10 protein-coding genes and 1 pseudogene are annotated in these 14704 nt (G+C 67.2%); 5 read left to right on the top strand and 6 right to left on the bottom strand.

Features of this window, described 5'->3' with window-relative positions; genetic code table 11:
* Positions 1-242 precede the first annotated feature (242 nt).
* Complete coding sequence (locus ABQZ09_RS00955; RefSeq protein ID WP_349775880.1) at positions 243-2777, bottom strand: excinuclease ABC subunit UvrA; 2535 nt, start codon at positions 2775-2777, stop codon at positions 243-245.
* A gap of 114 nt (positions 2778-2891) precedes the next feature.
* Positions 2892-3530, bottom strand: coding sequence for an HD domain-containing protein (locus tag ABQZ09_RS00950; RefSeq protein ID WP_349775879.1), 639 nt, complete (start codon positions 3528-3530; stop codon positions 2892-2894).
* A 148-nt stretch (positions 3531-3678) separates the two neighbouring features.
* Here ABQZ09_RS00950 and ABQZ09_RS00945 point away from each other — a divergent pair, with 148 nt between their 5' ends.
* Positions 3679-4425 carry an EAL domain-containing protein gene (locus ABQZ09_RS00945; RefSeq protein ID WP_349775878.1) on the top strand — a complete coding sequence of 249 codons (747 nt, stop codon included), beginning with the start codon at positions 3679-3681 and terminating at the stop codon, positions 4423-4425.
* A 116-nt stretch (positions 4426-4541) separates the two neighbouring features.
* Here the strand turns inward: ABQZ09_RS00945 and ABQZ09_RS00940 are convergent, their stop codons facing one another.
* Both ABQZ09_RS00940 and ABQZ09_RS00935 read right to left on the bottom strand, forming a co-directional pair.
* On the bottom strand, positions 4542-6236 hold the full coding sequence (locus ABQZ09_RS00940; RefSeq protein ID WP_349775877.1) for an FAD-dependent oxidoreductase: 1695 nt from the start codon (positions 6234-6236) through the stop codon (positions 4542-4544).
* Between the two features lie 211 nt (positions 6237-6447).
* Positions 6448-7077 (bottom strand): alpha-ketoglutarate-dependent dioxygenase AlkB, encoded by a 630-nt coding sequence (locus tag ABQZ09_RS00935; RefSeq protein ID WP_349775876.1) that lies wholly within the window; start codon positions 7075-7077, stop codon positions 6448-6450.
* Between the two features lie 161 nt (positions 7078-7238).
* On the opposite strand from ABQZ09_RS00935, the gene ABQZ09_RS00930 reads away from it, so the two are divergent.
* Both ABQZ09_RS00930 and ABQZ09_RS00925 read left to right on the top strand, forming a co-directional pair.
* Positions 7239-8219 carry an SDR family oxidoreductase gene (locus tag ABQZ09_RS00930; protein WP_349775875.1) on the top strand — a complete coding sequence of 327 codons (981 nt, stop codon included), beginning with the start codon at positions 7239-7241 and terminating at the stop codon, positions 8217-8219.
* 280 nt (positions 8220-8499) lie between these two features.
* Positions 8500-10854 (top strand): GH92 family glycosyl hydrolase, encoded by a 2355-nt coding sequence (locus tag ABQZ09_RS00925; protein WP_349775874.1) that lies wholly within the window; start codon positions 8500-8502, stop codon positions 10852-10854.
* A gap of 1 nt (position 10855) precedes the next feature.
* On the opposite strand, the gene ABQZ09_RS00920 is transcribed toward ABQZ09_RS00925, so the two are convergent.
* Positions 10856-10999, bottom strand: a complete 144-nt coding sequence (locus ABQZ09_RS00920; RefSeq protein WP_349775873.1) for a DUF429 domain-containing protein — start codon at positions 10997-10999, stop codon at positions 10856-10858.
* 82 nt (positions 11000-11081) lie between these two features.
* A pseudogene (locus ABQZ09_RS00915) lies at positions 11082-11519 on the bottom strand (DUF429 domain-containing protein); the annotation flags it as partial.
* Between the two features lie 248 nt (positions 11520-11767).
* Between ABQZ09_RS00915 and ABQZ09_RS00910 the strand changes: the two are divergent.
* Positions 11768-12670, top strand: coding sequence for an SDR family oxidoreductase (locus ABQZ09_RS00910; RefSeq protein WP_349775872.1), 903 nt, complete (start codon positions 11768-11770; stop codon positions 12668-12670).
* Positions 12667-14472: a glycoside hydrolase family 15 protein gene (locus tag ABQZ09_RS00905; RefSeq protein ID WP_349775871.1), complete on the top strand. Its 1806-nt coding sequence runs from the start codon at positions 12667-12669 to the stop codon at positions 14470-14472. The genes ABQZ09_RS00910 and ABQZ09_RS00905 overlap by 4 nt, the downstream gene beginning before the upstream one ends.
* Positions 14473-14704: the final 232 nt, after the last annotated feature.

Raw genomic sequence — 14704 nt, 5'->3', positions numbered from 1 at the left:
CGCAGTCGTTGCGCGTTGCGTTGCGCTTGATTGCAGAGCCCGGGCACTGCAGCAGCGGCACCATCGCAACACGCGCCGGCTGTCGACGCAGTGGCCGGCAGGCCGGCGGCCACGCAAGGCATCAACGCGATGCGTCGGCGCCAGCGCGCGACCACACCGAGGTGCGCACTGCGCACGCGCATCCGGCGCGCTGCATCGCCGGCACACGCAGCCTGCAATGCCGGCCACCGGCCCAGCCCTGCCTAGTGCCCGGCCAGCACCTGCGCCAGAAACGGCGCCGTGCGGCTGCCACGCTGCCGCGCAACCTGGGCCGGCGCCCCCGCCGCCACCACGCTGCCACCGGCACCACCGGCGCCCGGCCCCATGTCCAGCACCCAGTCGCTGCTGGCCGCCACGCGCATGTCGTGCTCGACCACGATGACCGTGTTGCCGGCATCCACCAGGCCCTGCAGCTGGGCCATCAAGGTATCCACGTCGGCCGGATGCAGGCCGGTGGTGGGTTCGTCCAGCACATAGACGGTGTCGCGGCGTTGCGCACGCTGCAACTCGCTCGCCAGCTTGATGCGCTGCGCCTCGCCGCCGGAGAGTTCGGTGGCCGGCTGGCCCAGGCGCAGATACCCCAGCCCCACTTCGCGTAACACCTGCAGCGGCCGCAGCACGCTGGTGTCGTCGGCAAAGAAGTCGGCCGCCTGATCCACCGTCATCGCCAGCACCTGCGCAATGGTGTGCCCGCGCAGTTCGATCTCCAGGGTCTTGGCGTTGTAGCGTGCGCCGTGGCAGGTGGGGCACGGCGCATACACGCTGGGCATGAACAGCAATTCCACCGACACCGAGCCCTCGCCTTCGCAGGTGGCGCAACGGCCCTTGGCAACGTTGAAGGAGAACTGCCCCGGGTCGTAGCGCCGGCGGCGGGCGGTAGGCGTGGCGGCAAACAACTTGCGCACCGGGTCGAACAGGCCCGTGTAGGTGGCCAGGTTGGAGCGCGGCGTGCGGCCGATCGGCTTCTGGTCCACGCGTACCAGCCGGCGCACCTGCTCCAGCCCGCCCACGATCGCCCCGCCCAACGGCAGCTGCGTGCCGCGCTCCAGCGGGTCCAGTGCCTCGTCTTCGTCTGCCGGCGTGTGCCCCAGGTGAGCCGCCAGCAGTTCCACCAGCGCCTGGCTCACCAGCGACGACTTGCCCGAGCCGGACACACCGGTGACGGTGGTGAACACGCCCAGCGGCAGATCCACGTCCAGCGCGCGCACATTGTTGCGAGTGATGCCGCGTAGCTGCAGCCAGCCAGTCGCCGCGCGCGCGCGGCTGTGCACCGGTGGCGGCGTGCCGAACAGATAGCGCCGCGTGGACGAGGCCTGCACCTGTTCCAATCCGGCAGGCGGGCCGCTGTACAACACCTGCCCGCCATGCACGCCGGCGGCCGGGCCCACGTCCACGATCCAGTCGGCGTGGCGGATCACGTCCACCTCGTGTTCGACCACGAACACCGAATTGCCGGCCGCCTTGAGCTGGTCCAATGCACCCAGCAGGGCCTGCGCATCGGCCGGATGCAGGCCCGCCGATGGCTCGTCCATTACGTACACCACGCCGAACAACTGCGAGCGGATCTGCGTGGCAAGCCGCAGCCGTTGCAGCTCGCCCGGCGACAGCGTGGGCGTGCTGCGTTCCAGGCTCAGATAGCCCAACCCCAGCGCCTGCACCACTTCGATGCGCGCGCGCAGGTCGGCGGCGATGCGTTGCGCGGCAATCGCCTGCTCCGGGTGGCTGGCAGCGCCCTTCCTGCTGCCTTGCGTACGCACATCGGCCTGCGCGGCCGGGCGCAGCAACTCGGCCACCTCGTCCAGCGGCCGGCGCGACAACTCGCCGATATCCAGCCCGGCAAAGGTCACCGACAGCGCCTCGCGGCGCAGCCGCTTGCCATCGCACTGCGGGCATTGCGTGCTGATCAGATACTGCGCCACGCGCTTTTTCATCTGCGCGCTCTGCGTGGTGGCAAAGGTGTGCAGCACATAGCGGCGCGCACTGGTGAAGGTGCCCATGTAACTGGGCTCTTCCTTGCGTTTGAGGGCGCGCTTGACCTCGGCCAGGCTGTAGCCGGCATACACCGGCACCACCGGCTGTTCGTCGGTGTAGAGAATCCAGTCGCGGGTCTTCTTCGGCAGGCTGTGCCACGGCACATCCACGTCGTGGCCCAGCGTGGTCAGGATGTCGCGCTGGTTCTGCCCATGCCAGGCGCCTGGCCAGGCTGCCACCGCGCGGTCGCGGATGCTCAGGCTGCGGTCCAGCACCATGGTCGCCTCGGTGGCGTCGTAGATGCGTCCCAGGCCGTGGCAGGTGGGGCAGGCGCCGGCCGGCGTATTCGGCGAAAACCCGTCCGCGTAGATGATCTCCTGCCCCGGCGGGTAGCTGCCCGCACGCGAATACAGCATGCGCAACGAGTTGGAGATGGTGGTGACGCTGCCCACCGACGACCGCGCACTCGGCGCGCCACGCGCCTGCTGCAACGCCACCGCCGGCGGCAGGCCATCGATGGAATCCACCTCCGGCACGCCGACCTGGTCGATCAGCCGCCGCGCATAGGGCGAGATGGAATCCAGATAGCGCCGCTGCGCCTCGGCAAAGATGGTGCCGAATGCCAACGACGACTTGCCCGAACCAGACACACCGGTGAACACCACCAGCGCGTCGCGTGGGATATCCACGTCCACATGCTGAAGATTGTGCTCGCGCGCACCGCGCACGCGCACCAGGCCGGAAGAAGCAGACATTGCGTTGGACATGACGGTAAAACCAGATCGACAAGGCCGCAGCCTAGCGCGCGCGGCATGCAGCCGATGTCAGCGCTTGCGGCCGGTGCTGTCACCCAGCGCTGATCGACCAGCGTGCGCCCGCGCTCAGCCCGGTGCGTGCGCCGGCAGCGCCTGTTCGCCATGGTCGGCCAATGCCTGCATCCGCGCGACCACGCCGCTGAACAGGCGTGCGGTGGCGGCGTTGCGGCTGCGGAAGATCTCTTCCAGCGCGGCGTAGTACCACAGCGTGCCGTCGCGGCCGGCGGTGAACACCTTGAAGATGTCCTGCCCCACCGCCGGGTTGTCCAGGTCCTGCACGATGGTGCGCGCGTTATAGAGCTTGTCGCAGCCGGACACCAGCAGCGCGCGCTCGGGCGTCTTGCGCAGGTGCTCCAGATAGGCCAGCTTGCGCTCGCGCCAATCGCGCTTGCGCGCACGCGCGCTGTCGTCCACCTCGGCCTTGTCTTCGGCGGTGGCGTCGGTGCAGGCCATCACGATGTCGGCCACGGCGTCGCCAAACTGCGCGCGGATCGACGCCTCGTGGCCGCCACCGCAGTCTTCCACCACGTCATGCAGCAGGCCGGCAATGGCCTGCTCTTCGTCGCCACCGCATTCCAGCACCAGTGTCGATACGCCCAGCAGATGGCTCAGATATGGAATCTGCGTGCCCTTGCGCACCTGTCCGGCATGGGCAATGCGCGCGTAGTCCATGGCCAGGGCGTAGCGTTCGGTAAGAGCGGTCATGGGGCGTCCGATGCGAGTGATGGCCACAGTATCGCCGAGCGCGACCACGCGCGGAGTGAGGATGCTGCGATGGACAATCCGCCCTCAATGACGCGCTGTTGCGGCCGATAGGACTAGGCTCGACCCACGCCGCATGATGGACCACGCCATGACCCAGATTCCTGTTTGCAACGCCTGCCGCGACGGCCAGGAATTTCCCACCGCCATCACCATGGCGTTCCAGCCCATCGTCGATGTCGCCACGCGCAGCCTCTATGCCGGCGAAGCGCTGGTGCGCGGGGTCAACGGCGAGTCGGCCGGCAGCATCCTGGCGGCGGTGGATGCGCGCAACCGCTATGCCTTCGACCAGGCCTGCCGCATCAAGGCGATTGAATGCGCCGCGCAGATCGCACTGCCCACGCTGCTGTCGATCAACTTCATGCCCAATGCGGTCTACAACCCCGAGCATTGCCTGCGCGCCACGCTCTCGGCTACAGAACAATACGGCTGGCCGCTGGATGCCATCATCTTCGAGGTCAGCGAGCAGGAGCACCTCACCGACCCGGCCCACCTGCTCGACATCCTGCGCACCTACCAGGCCCGCGGCCTCAAGACCGCCATCGACGATTTCGGCGCTGGCTACGCCGGGCTCGGCCTGCTGGCCGACTTCCAGCCCGACCTGCTCAAGCTCGACATCGCCCTGATCCGCGGCGTCGACACCAACCGCGGCCGCCAGGCCATCGTCCTGCACGTCACCCGCATGTGCGAAGAACTCGGCATCACCGTCATCGCCGAAGGCATCGAACAACCTGACGAATCCCGCGCCCTGCGCGACATGGGCATCCACCTGCAGCAAGGCTACCTGTTCGCCAGACCGCAGATCGGCGCACTACCGCAGGTGCACTGGCCGCAGTAAACAGGCGCAGGCGCAAGAAGCAAGCCAATCGCGCACCCATCGGCACAATCGCAATCGCCCGACACACCATCCGCACCCGAAGACATCACCCGGCACGCAAGCCGCTTCCCGATTCCCTATTCCCCAGCACTGGCAAGTTCAGAGACCGGCACCGGGTTGGCCTGATGCGCCAGGTATTGATGGACCTGCGCCACCACCGCCGCGCCCTCGCCCACCGCGGCGGCCACGCGCTTGACCGAGCCGGCCCGCACATCGCCGATGGCGAATACACCCGGGCGATTGGTTTCCAGCGGCAGGCAGGCCGGCACGCCATCGCCGCGCGCGGTGCCGGTAATGACAAAGCCGCGTTTGTCGGTTTCCACGCAATTCTGCAGCCAACCGGTATTGGGGTCGGCACCGACGAACAGGAACAGGTGGCGCAACTCCACCCATGTGGTCGCACCATCTGCGCGGGTACGCAGGACGGCGGCCTGCAGGCCGCGATCGGGGTCACCGTCCAGCGCGGCCACTTCGGTGCCGGTATGCAGCTGCACGTTCGGCAACGCGGCGATGCGCTCGATCAAGTATTGCGACATCGACGCTTCCAGCCCGTCGCCGCGGATGATCAGGTGCAATTCCTTGACCCGCGGCGCCAGGAACGCCACCGCCTGCCCTGCAGAATTACCGCCGCCCACCAACGCCACCACGCCGCCCTCGCACAGGCGCGCTTCCACCGGCGAGGCCCAGTACGACACGCCGTGGCCTTCGAAGCGCGCCAGTCCTTCGATGTCGGGGCGTCGATAACGCGCACCGGACGCAATCACCACGGTGCTGGCCAGCACCTGTTTGCCATCGGCCAGGTCCAGATGCAGCGCACCGTCGTCGCGCCCGCACTCCAGCGTTGCCGCTTCGAGCGGGATGGCCAGCTCGGCGCCGAATTTCAGCGCCTGGTTATACGCACGTCCGGCCAGCGCCTGCCCGGAAATCCCGGTAGGAAAGCCCAGATAATTTTCGATCCGCGCCGAGGCGCCCGCCTGCCCGCCGATGGCGCGCTGATCCAGCACCAGCACCGACAAGCCTTCCGAGGCCGCATACACCGCCGTCGCCAGGCCGGCCGGGCCGGCGCCCACAATCGCCACGTCGTAGCGCTTGTCCGGGTCGATATCAGGGGTCATGCCCAGGCAATGCGCGGCCTCGGCATCGCTGGGCTGGCGCAGCACGCGGCCACTGGGGCACACCATCACCGGCAGGTCGTGCTCCTGGATGCCCAGCCGCTCCACCAACGCGCGGCCGTCGTCGTCGGAGACATCCATCACCGTGTTGGGGTAGCCATTGCGGGTCAAAAAGCCCTGCAAACGGGTCAGATGCGGGTCGTCCGGCTCGCCGATCAACACCGAGCCGGAGGCATCGCCTTCGATCAGCCCCACCCGGCGCAGGATCAGCGCACGCATCACCACTTCGCCCACTTCGGCCGAACTGATCATCAGCGCGCGCAGATGTGCGGTATCGAACGGCAGCGCCAGGCAACCGTCCGGCCCGGCGCGCCCGGCCGCCAGCGACGCGCGCCCGGCCAGCTGGCTCACCTCGCCGGTGAACTGGCCGGGCGTGTGCAGCGTGATCGGTTTTTCGTTGCCCAGGCCGTCGCGGCGCACCACTTCGATGGCGCCTTCCAGCACCACCCACACCGGCGCATGCGCATCACCCACTTCGAACACGGCCTCGCCAGCGCCGAACCGCTGCGCCGGCCCGCTGGCAAAGCGCCGCGTGATCGCCAACTGGCCCGCATCCAGCTCGGGAAACATCTGATGGTGGCGGGTCTCGTCCAGAGGCATGGATCGGCAGCGTTGAAGGGGGGATTGCATGCAAGCATGCGCAGTGGTGACGGCAATGGCAATCACTCGAAATAGGCACGGCAGCGCATGACACGCGGCACACGCGCCACAAGCGCACGCGAGCGGACGTGGCAGCCGATTGCGCACGGCCACGTCCTGGCGTGACGCTCGCACAGGCGAGCGCCACCGGGCCATCACATCTGCACGCGCATCACGGCGACGGTGGCTCCCAGTGCGGCCCATGCCGGCCTGCGGCCATGCGCTCGGCCGGGCGCACGCGAAACACCACACTCAGGCGTTCGCCCACTGCGCGGCTGGTCTTGGGAATGCCATGGGTATGCGTTCGCTGCGACGCATGGCTCATCGCCAGCAGACTGCCCGGCGCCAGCTCCAGGCCGATGGCGCGCGCATGGCCAGTGTTGGCACGCAGGTTCATGCGTCGCGGCGTTCCCAGTGACACCAGTGCAATCGGATACGGCGCCACCAGCGTCTGCAGCGTGTCGTGATGCATCGCCACGCTGTCGCGCCCGTCGCGATAGAGGTTCAGCCCCACCGCGTTGTACGGCGCGGGCACCACCGCCTGCACCGCATCGAGCAGGCAGTGCAACGGCAAGCCGGCAGGCAACGCGCCATCCAGCCGATAGGAGGCCAGCAGGCGCGGCACCTCGACCATGCGGTCGTACATCTCGCGCCGCTGGCTGCGCCAGTCCACTGCATCGCGCAGCGCGTCGAAGCACGCCTGTGCCAGCGCCGGCGCAAGCAGCTGCGGCCAATAGCGCACGCCGCCTTCGGCATCGTCCAGCACCTGCAAGGGCGTGGTGGCAGTGTCGAACAGATCCATCGCTGCCATATGCGGGCGGGCGCTGGCGATTTCAGCGCCACGCCCGCGTCACGCCGTGCAGCAACCCGACCAGTTCAGCTTCACGCAGCGGTACGCAAACAGCCGCGTCGTGTTCACGCCGGGCGATCAAGCATGCGTGTCCAACGTTGTGGAACTCTCGCATGCATCGCACTTCTCCTGCCCACGTGGTGATCTCCGGCGCCTCCAGCGGCATCGGCCAGGCCACTGCCGAAGCCTTTGCCGAACACGGCGCGCGCCTGGTGCTGGCTGCACGCGGCGAAGACGCCCTGCAGGCCGTTGCCGAACGCTGCCGCGCACGCGGCGCCACCGTGCTGGTGGTGCCCACCGACGTCAAGCACGCCGACCAGGTCAAGGCACTGGCCACCGCCGCACAGAGTTTTCTGGGCCGCATCGATCTGTGGTTCGGCAATGTCGGTGTTGGCGCGGTGGGCAAATTTCACGAGGTGCCGATCGACGCCAGCGCTGCGGTCATCCACGCCAACCTGCTGGGGCGCATGCACGATGCGCACGCGGTGATCCCGATCTTCATCGCGCAGGGCCATGGCGTCTTCGTCAACATGATTTCCTCCGGCGGCTTTGCACCTACGCCGTATGCGGCAGCGTACAGCGCCAGCAAGTTCGGCCAGCGCGGGTTTTCCGAAGCGCTGCGTGCCGAGCTGGCCGACTACCCGCGCATCCATGTCTGCGACGTGTACCCGTATTTTGTCGACACGCCCGGCCTCACCCACGGCGCCAACTACGTGGGCCGGCGTCTGGGTGGCCCGCCGTTGATGCTGGACACCCGCACCGTGGCTGCAGCGGTGCTGCGCCTGCTCGACCGCCCGCGCGCCACCGTCGTGCTGGGCGCGCCCGTGCACGCAATGCGCGCCGCACACGCACTGGCGCCCAATCTGCTGGCCCGCCTCACCCATCGCGTGTTTACGCGTTACTTCGCGCAGGCACCGCGCATGCTGCAATCCAGCGGCAATGTGCTCGGCCCGCCGGCCATTGCAGGAGGCATCGACGGTGGCTACCGCAGGCGCGCCGCAGCGCATCCACGTTCGCCCCGCAACACGCTGGTGATTGGCGCGGCAGCAGCGGGACTTGCGGCCCTGGCCGTACTGGCGCTGCGGCGGCGTTGAGGCACCGCCATCCTGCTGCCGCAATGGCTGGGCAACGCGTTGCATGCGATAGGCGGTAGTGGCGATTGGCTGGCAGTTGCACGCCAACCGTGTGCAACGGATACCCGGCCGGCAGCGCTGCCTACAACAGCGTGCCTGCCGGTCCGCGCTGAACAAATCTGCCCGGCGTCTGGTCGTGTGGCGAACCCAACCGACAACGCACTGCTGCCTGCGCTGCACCCCTGTGGCTCGCCAGGGCGCTGTGCTACGGTCCGGCGCTGCACCCGCCGGAGCCGTTCGCATGCCGCATCGATTGATCGCATTTCCTCGTCTGCGCTGGTTGCTGCTATTGACCAGTTTTGCGGCCGTCACCGGCAACGCGGCAGCCCGCACGGCCGAGTCTGCCTTTGCCGCCGTAGACCCATTTATCGGCACCGGTGGCGAAGGCCACACCTATCCCGGCGCCACGGTCCCGTTCGGCATGGTGCAGCTGAGCCCGGATACGCAGATCAAACCGCGCAAGGAGGCCTATGGCTGGGCTGCGGGTTACCGGCATAGCGACACCACCATCGTCGGCTTTTCGCATACGCATTTTTCCGGCTCCGGGCATTCGGACCTGGGCGACATCCTGCTGATGCCGCAGGTGGGCGAAATCAAGCTCGAACGCGGCGATGCCGCCATACCGGGCAGCGGCTACACCGCGCAGTTCGACCACGCCAGCGAGCAGGCGCAGCCCGGCTATTACGCGGTGACCTTGAAGGACCGCAACATCCGCGCCGAACTCACCGCCAGTGCGCGCGTGGGTGTGCATCGCTATCAGTTTCCCAAGGGCGTACCGGCACATGTGCTGGTGGACCTGCGCACCAGCCTGTATGACTACCCGGGCAAGGTGCAGTGGTCGCGGTTGCGCGTGCGCGGCGATGGCACCGTCACCGGCTTTCGTGAAACCCGTGGCTGGGCGCCCGGCCGCCAGTTGTACTTCGCCATGCGGTTTTCACGCCCGCTCACTGCCACGCAACTGCACGACACCGAGCAGGACATTGCGTACAAGGGTTTCCCACCGCCCGGAGCGAACAACCCGGCGCAGCGCGCGCAGATCGAAGGCCGGCAACTGGTGGGCGTGTTCGATGTCGCCAACGACGGCACGCCGCTGGTGGTGACCGTCGCGCTATCGCCGGTCAGCGAAGCCGGCGCCATCGCCAATCTCGATGCGGAAGTGCCGGACTTCGACTTCGACCGCGTGCGCGCCGATGCGCGTGCGCAATGGACGCAGGCGCTGGCGGCGATCGATGCACAAGGCACGCCGCAACAACGCACCCAACTCTACACCGCGCTGTATCACACGCTGCTCGGCCCCACATTGTTCATGGACAGCGACGGCCAGTATCGCGGGCCGGACAACGCCGTGCATCACGCCAGCGGCTGGACCAACTACTCCACCTTCTCGCTATGGGACACCTACCGCGCGCTGCATCCGTTGCTGACCCTGGTGCAGCCGCCGCAACGCAGCAGCGACATGGTCAACTCGCTGCTGGCCGCACGCCGAGACAGCCCTTACGGCATCCTGCCGGTGTGGGCATTCCACGGCCTGGAAACCTGGTGCATGATCGGCTACCACGCTGTGCCGGTGATTGCCGATGCGTACATGAAGGGCATCGGTGGCTTCGACGCCAACGAAGCCTTGCAGGCCATGGTGGCCAGTGCCGACTACGGCCCGTACGACGGCATCGCGCAATACCGCGAGCTCGGCTATGTGCCCATCGACGAAGAAGGCGAAGCAGCCTCCAAGACGCTGGAATACGCCTTTGACGACTGGACCATCGCGCGCATGGCCCAGGCGCTCGGCAAGCCGGAGATCGCCGCAGAGTTCAACAAACGCGCCGGCAACTGGAAACACGCCTTCGACCCGGCCACCGGCTACATGCGCGCGCGTACCCGTGCCGGCAACTTCCGCGAACCGTTCGACCCGTCGGCCAGCGGCTACGGCAGCGACTACACCGAAGGCAATGCATGGCAGTACTCGTGGTACGTGCCGCAAGACGTGGCCGGGCTGGCCGCCGCGCATGGCGGCGAAGACAAACTCCTCGCGCGCCTGGATGCGGTGTTCGATGCCAAGGTCGACCCCAAGGTCTTCGAGCACATGGAAGACATCACCGGGCTGATCGGCTGGTATGCGCATGGCAACGAACCCAGCCACCACGTGGCCTATCTCTACGCCTACGCCGGCCAGCCCTGGCGCACGCAGGCGCGCCTGACCCAGATCATCGGTAGCCAGTATCACGCCGGCCCCGAAGGCCTGGCCGGCAACGACGATCTCGGCCAGATGTCGGCCTGGTACGTGTTCACCACGCTGGGCTTCTACCCGGTGGCGCCGGGCAGCAATCAATACATCATCGGCCGCCCGTTCCTGCCGCGCGCCACGCTCAACCTGCCCAATGGCAAGCGTTTCAACATCGTCGCCGATGGCCTGAGCGCGTCGCGCCCGTATATCGGCAGCGCCACGCTCAATGGCCAGGCCTTGAACCGTGCCTACCTGACGCATCAGGAGATTCAGGCCGGTGGTGAGCTGCGGTTCCGCATGCAGGCCACACCGAACCAGCAGTGGGCAAGGGACCCGGCGCAACGGCCGTATTCGATGTCGGCGCAGCCACGCTGATTCAGAAGTAGATGCCCATGCGCAGGCCGCAGGCGTCGCGCTCGACCACCGCCGGCAGGCTGCCGGCGGTGCCTGCCGCAATCCGCTGCGCACTCCAGCAGGCCGCCAGGGCATCCAGCACATCGTCTGGGTTGCGCGCAGGCACGCGGCACGCGTTCCAGCAGCGAGGCAACGCGCGCCGCGCCGTAGTGGTCGCGTAGCAACCGGCAGCGTTGCCGTTGCCCTTCGCTGCTTTTCTTCGCTGCAGCCAGGCCCGGCCCGCCGGCAAGCACCGCAAACGACACTTCCGGATGCACCTCGAACACACGTGCGGCCCATGCAGGGTCTGCCCGCAAGGCGTCGTCCCACGCGCGGATCTTGGGTAGCAACGCAAACGACTGCACGCCAAAGCCACGCTGCTTCTCATGATCCAGCGCGCGGTGCAGCGCAGAGGCTTCCGCTTGCGTGCGTGCCTGCAAGATGCCGCGCAACGGCGCAGCAAAGATGCTGCACGCACGCCGCCCGCCCACAAATGCGCGCGCCTGCGCATCCGCCGCACGCGGTGCATGCTCGCTCAGTCCGATTGGGATATCCACGCCCAGCACGTCCACCGCAGGCAAGGCCACTGCAAGCGCAGCCACGCTTGGGTAGTAGGCAAATGCCAGCCCGTCGCCGTTGTCCCACACGGCGATCCAGCCACTGCGCGCCCCATCGACGCCAACACACCAAGCTTGTTGCACGGCTACAAAGTCTCTTGCGTGAAGAATGGACGAGGTGACCCTGGAGTGACGCGCGCCTAGCGTCGTCGCGTCACGCGTTCACATGATGCACAAGTTTTTTTCACCCGTGCACAGCAGGGGCGTTCCCACACTGGGCGGCACCGGTGCGCTGTGTCCGCGCGTACCGCGCCATCCCCCACTGCAGGAGTCCGTGCATGTCCAGCGCGAAGAACCAGTACGAAATGCAAAACCCCCTGACCCAATTCCCGCAGCCGCAGTTCCCGGAGCAGACCCAGGACGCACCCGGCACTATCCATGCGCTGCAGCCCAAGGCCGACCACGGCGAGCAGAGCTATAAAGGCTTTGGCCGCCTGCTCGGCCGCAAGGCGCTGATCACCGGCGCAGATTCCGGCATCGGCCGTGCCACCGCCATTGCCTATGCACGCGAAGGCGCCGACATCGTGCTCAATTACCTGCCTGAAGAAGAACAGGACGCCGCCGAGGTCGTCGAACTGATCAAGGCCGAAGGCCGTAAGGCGATCCCCATCCCCGGCGACCTCAAGGACGAAGCATTCTGCAACGAACTGGTGGCACGCGCGGTCACCGAATTGGGCGGGCTCGACCTGCTGGTCAATGTCGCCGGCAAGCAGACCGCCATCAAGGACATTGCCGACATCACCACCGAGCAGTTCGACGCGACCTACAAGACCAACGTGTACGCAATGTTCTGGCTGTGCAAGGCGGCCATCCCGCACCTGCCGCCGGGCGCGTCCATCATCAACACCGGCTCGATCCAGTCCTACCAGCCCTCGCCCACCCTGCTCGACTACGCCTCCACCAAGGCGGCCATCGTGAACTTCACCAAGGGCCTGGCCCAGCAGGTTGCGGACAAAGGCATCCGCGTCAACGCGGTCGCGCCCGGCCCGGTGTGGACGCCGTTACAGCCCAGCGGTGGCCAGCCGCCGGAAAAGATTCCGGATTTCGGCTCGGAAACGCCACTCAAGCGTGCCGGCCAACCGGTAGAAATGGCGCCGCTCTACGTCATCCTGGCCACGCAGGAATCCAGCTACGTCACCGGTGAAGTGTTCGGCGCCACCGGCGGCCTGCTGCTATCTTGAGCCGGCCCGACGCGCAGTTCAAACGCGATGCCAGCGGCACCTTGCCGATCGCTGCCTATGCAGCGGTCGGCGACGGGCGTTCGGTCGCCCTGTGCGGCGCCGACGGCAGCATCGACTGGTGGTGCGTACCGAAGATGGACTCGCCCCCGCTGTTCGACCGCCTGCTCGATGCGGGCGCAGGCGGCTATTTCGCCCTGACGCCGCGTGCCTTGCAGCAGGTAAGCCGCCGCTATCGCGACGGCAGCAACATTCTGGAAACCACTTTTGCCACTGACACTGGCAGTGCGCGCCTGACCGAGTCGCTCAATAGCGGCGAAGCGGGCCGCCTGCCGTGGTCGGAATTGGCACGGCGTATCGAAGGCATCGACGGCGAGGTGCTGTTCGATCTGGTTTACCGCCCCGGCACCCGCGCCGGCGAGGCAACGCCCTGGCAAAGCGAAACGCCCAACGGCCGCGTGCATCACATCGGCCCGTTGATGACGATGCTGCGCTTCGACAGCGCAGCCGTCGACGTCACCCACTGCGATGATCGCAGCGTGCATGCCACGCTCACCGCACGCGCGGGCGAGACCCACGTGGTCGCCCTGCTGGCTGCCGAAGACGATGCCCTGCCAGTCCCGTCGCTGACCGATATCGATGGGCGCATCGATCGCAGCGATGAAGAATGGCGTGAATGGAGCGGCAATCTGCGCTACGACAACGGCTACCGCAACGAGGTGATCCGCTCGGCATTGGCGCTGAAGTTCCTGTGGTTTTCGCCCACCGGCGCGATTGCCGCGGCGGTGACCACCTCGTTGCCCGAGCAGATCGGCGAGAACGGCAATTGGGACTACCGCTACGCCTGGGTACGCGATGCGGCATACACCACCAAGGCGTTCTTGCGCGTAGGCGCATTGGCCGACGCCAAGGCCGCCTTCAGCTGGCTGATGCGCACCATCCGCCGCCACCGCCCCGGCGTGCGGCCGTGCTACACGCTCGATGGCGAGCTGGTACCGGACGAACGCGAGATCGACATCCCCGGCTACCGCGACACCCGCCCGGTGCGTGTGGGCAACACCGCCAACACCCAGCTGCAGCTGTGCCTGTATGGCGACATCTTCGAGATGGCAGCGCGCTTTTTGGATGCCGGCCACATCCTGGACCAGGAGACCGCCCGCCAGCTGTTCGAGCTCGGCAATGAATGCGCCAACACCTGGATGCGCAAGGACGCCGGCTTCTGGGAACTGGAGACCAACGAGCACTACACCATGTCCAAGGTGGAATGCTGGCTCGCACTGCGCCGCGCCAGCGAACTTGCCAGGGCCGGGCATTTATCCAGCGCCATGCTGCCGCGTTGGGAGCGCGAACAACAGCGCATCCTCGACTGGATCGACACCCATTGCTGGTCAGACGCGAAGCAGTCGTACACGTTTTACGCCGGCACCGAGGATCTGGATGCCAGTCTGCTGCTGGCATCGCGCTTCGGCCTGGGCGGCCCACGCCGCGAGCGCATGATTGCCACACGCGAGGCCATCCGCAAGGAACTCGCCACGGGCGCACTGGTGCACCGCTACAGCGGCATGCAAACCCGCGAAGGCAGCTTCACCGCCTGCGCCTTCTGGATGGTGGAAGCCTACGGCCTGCTCGGCGATCGCCAGGAAGCCAGACGCTTGTTCGAGTGCCTGCTGGAGCAGCAAGGCAACGACGTTCACCTGATGCCGGAGATGGTGGATGCCGCCACCGGTGAAGCCTTGGGCAATCTACCGCAAGGCCTGAGTCATCTGGCGCTGATCCATGCAGCGCTGGCTGTGGACGGCATATAGGCCCGCGAAGTGGCAACCCACGCCGTGCGCCGGAATACGTGCGGCGCACGAAAGCTGGCGAGCAGTCGTCAGGTGGAGATGCACGGCCCGGAGCAAACGCAGTACGAATGGCATATACCGAATCCGCGCACCGGCTGCGCCCGCCTGGCGGTGAGCGCAGTCGTTTTGTTAGCCGCTCTAAACTATGGAGAGGCTTCCCCTTCTCCCACCGGGAGAAGATGCCCGTGGGACG

It is taken from the genome of Xanthomonas sp. WHRI 6106 (assembly GCF_040202405.1).
In the GTDB taxonomy this organism is placed as follows: Bacteria; Pseudomonadota; Gammaproteobacteria; order Xanthomonadales; family Xanthomonadaceae; genus Xanthomonas; species Xanthomonas cannabis.
Note: the sequence above shows the minus strand (reverse complement) of the source record. Positions and strands in the feature narration are given on the sequence as shown.

Coding starts and splice junctions, on each gene's coding strand:
- ABQZ09_RS00945 (WP_349775878.1), top strand. CDS start 3,679: ATGACCCAGATTCCTGTTTGCAACGCCTGCCGCGACGGCCAGGAATTT.
- ABQZ09_RS00955 (WP_349775880.1), bottom strand. CDS start 2,777: ATGTCCAACGCAATGTCTGCTTCTTCCGGCCTGGTGCGCGTGCGCGGT.
- ABQZ09_RS00930 (WP_349775875.1), top strand. CDS start 7,239: ATGCATCGCACTTCTCCTGCCCACGTGGTGATCTCCGGCGCCTCCAGC.
- ABQZ09_RS00940 (WP_349775877.1), bottom strand. CDS start 6,236: ATGCCTCTGGACGAGACCCGCCACCATCAGATGTTTCCCGAGCTGGAT.
- ABQZ09_RS00950 (WP_349775879.1), bottom strand. CDS start 3,530: ATGACCGCTCTTACCGAACGCTACGCCCTGGCCATGGACTACGCGCGC.
- ABQZ09_RS00910 (WP_349775872.1), top strand. CDS start 11,768: ATGTCCAGCGCGAAGAACCAGTACGAAATGCAAAACCCCCTGACCCAA.
- ABQZ09_RS00935 (WP_349775876.1), bottom strand. CDS start 7,077: ATGGATCTGTTCGACACTGCCACCACGCCCTTGCAGGTGCTGGACGAT.
- ABQZ09_RS00925 (WP_349775874.1), top strand. CDS start 8,500: ATGCCGCATCGATTGATCGCATTTCCTCGTCTGCGCTGGTTGCTGCTA.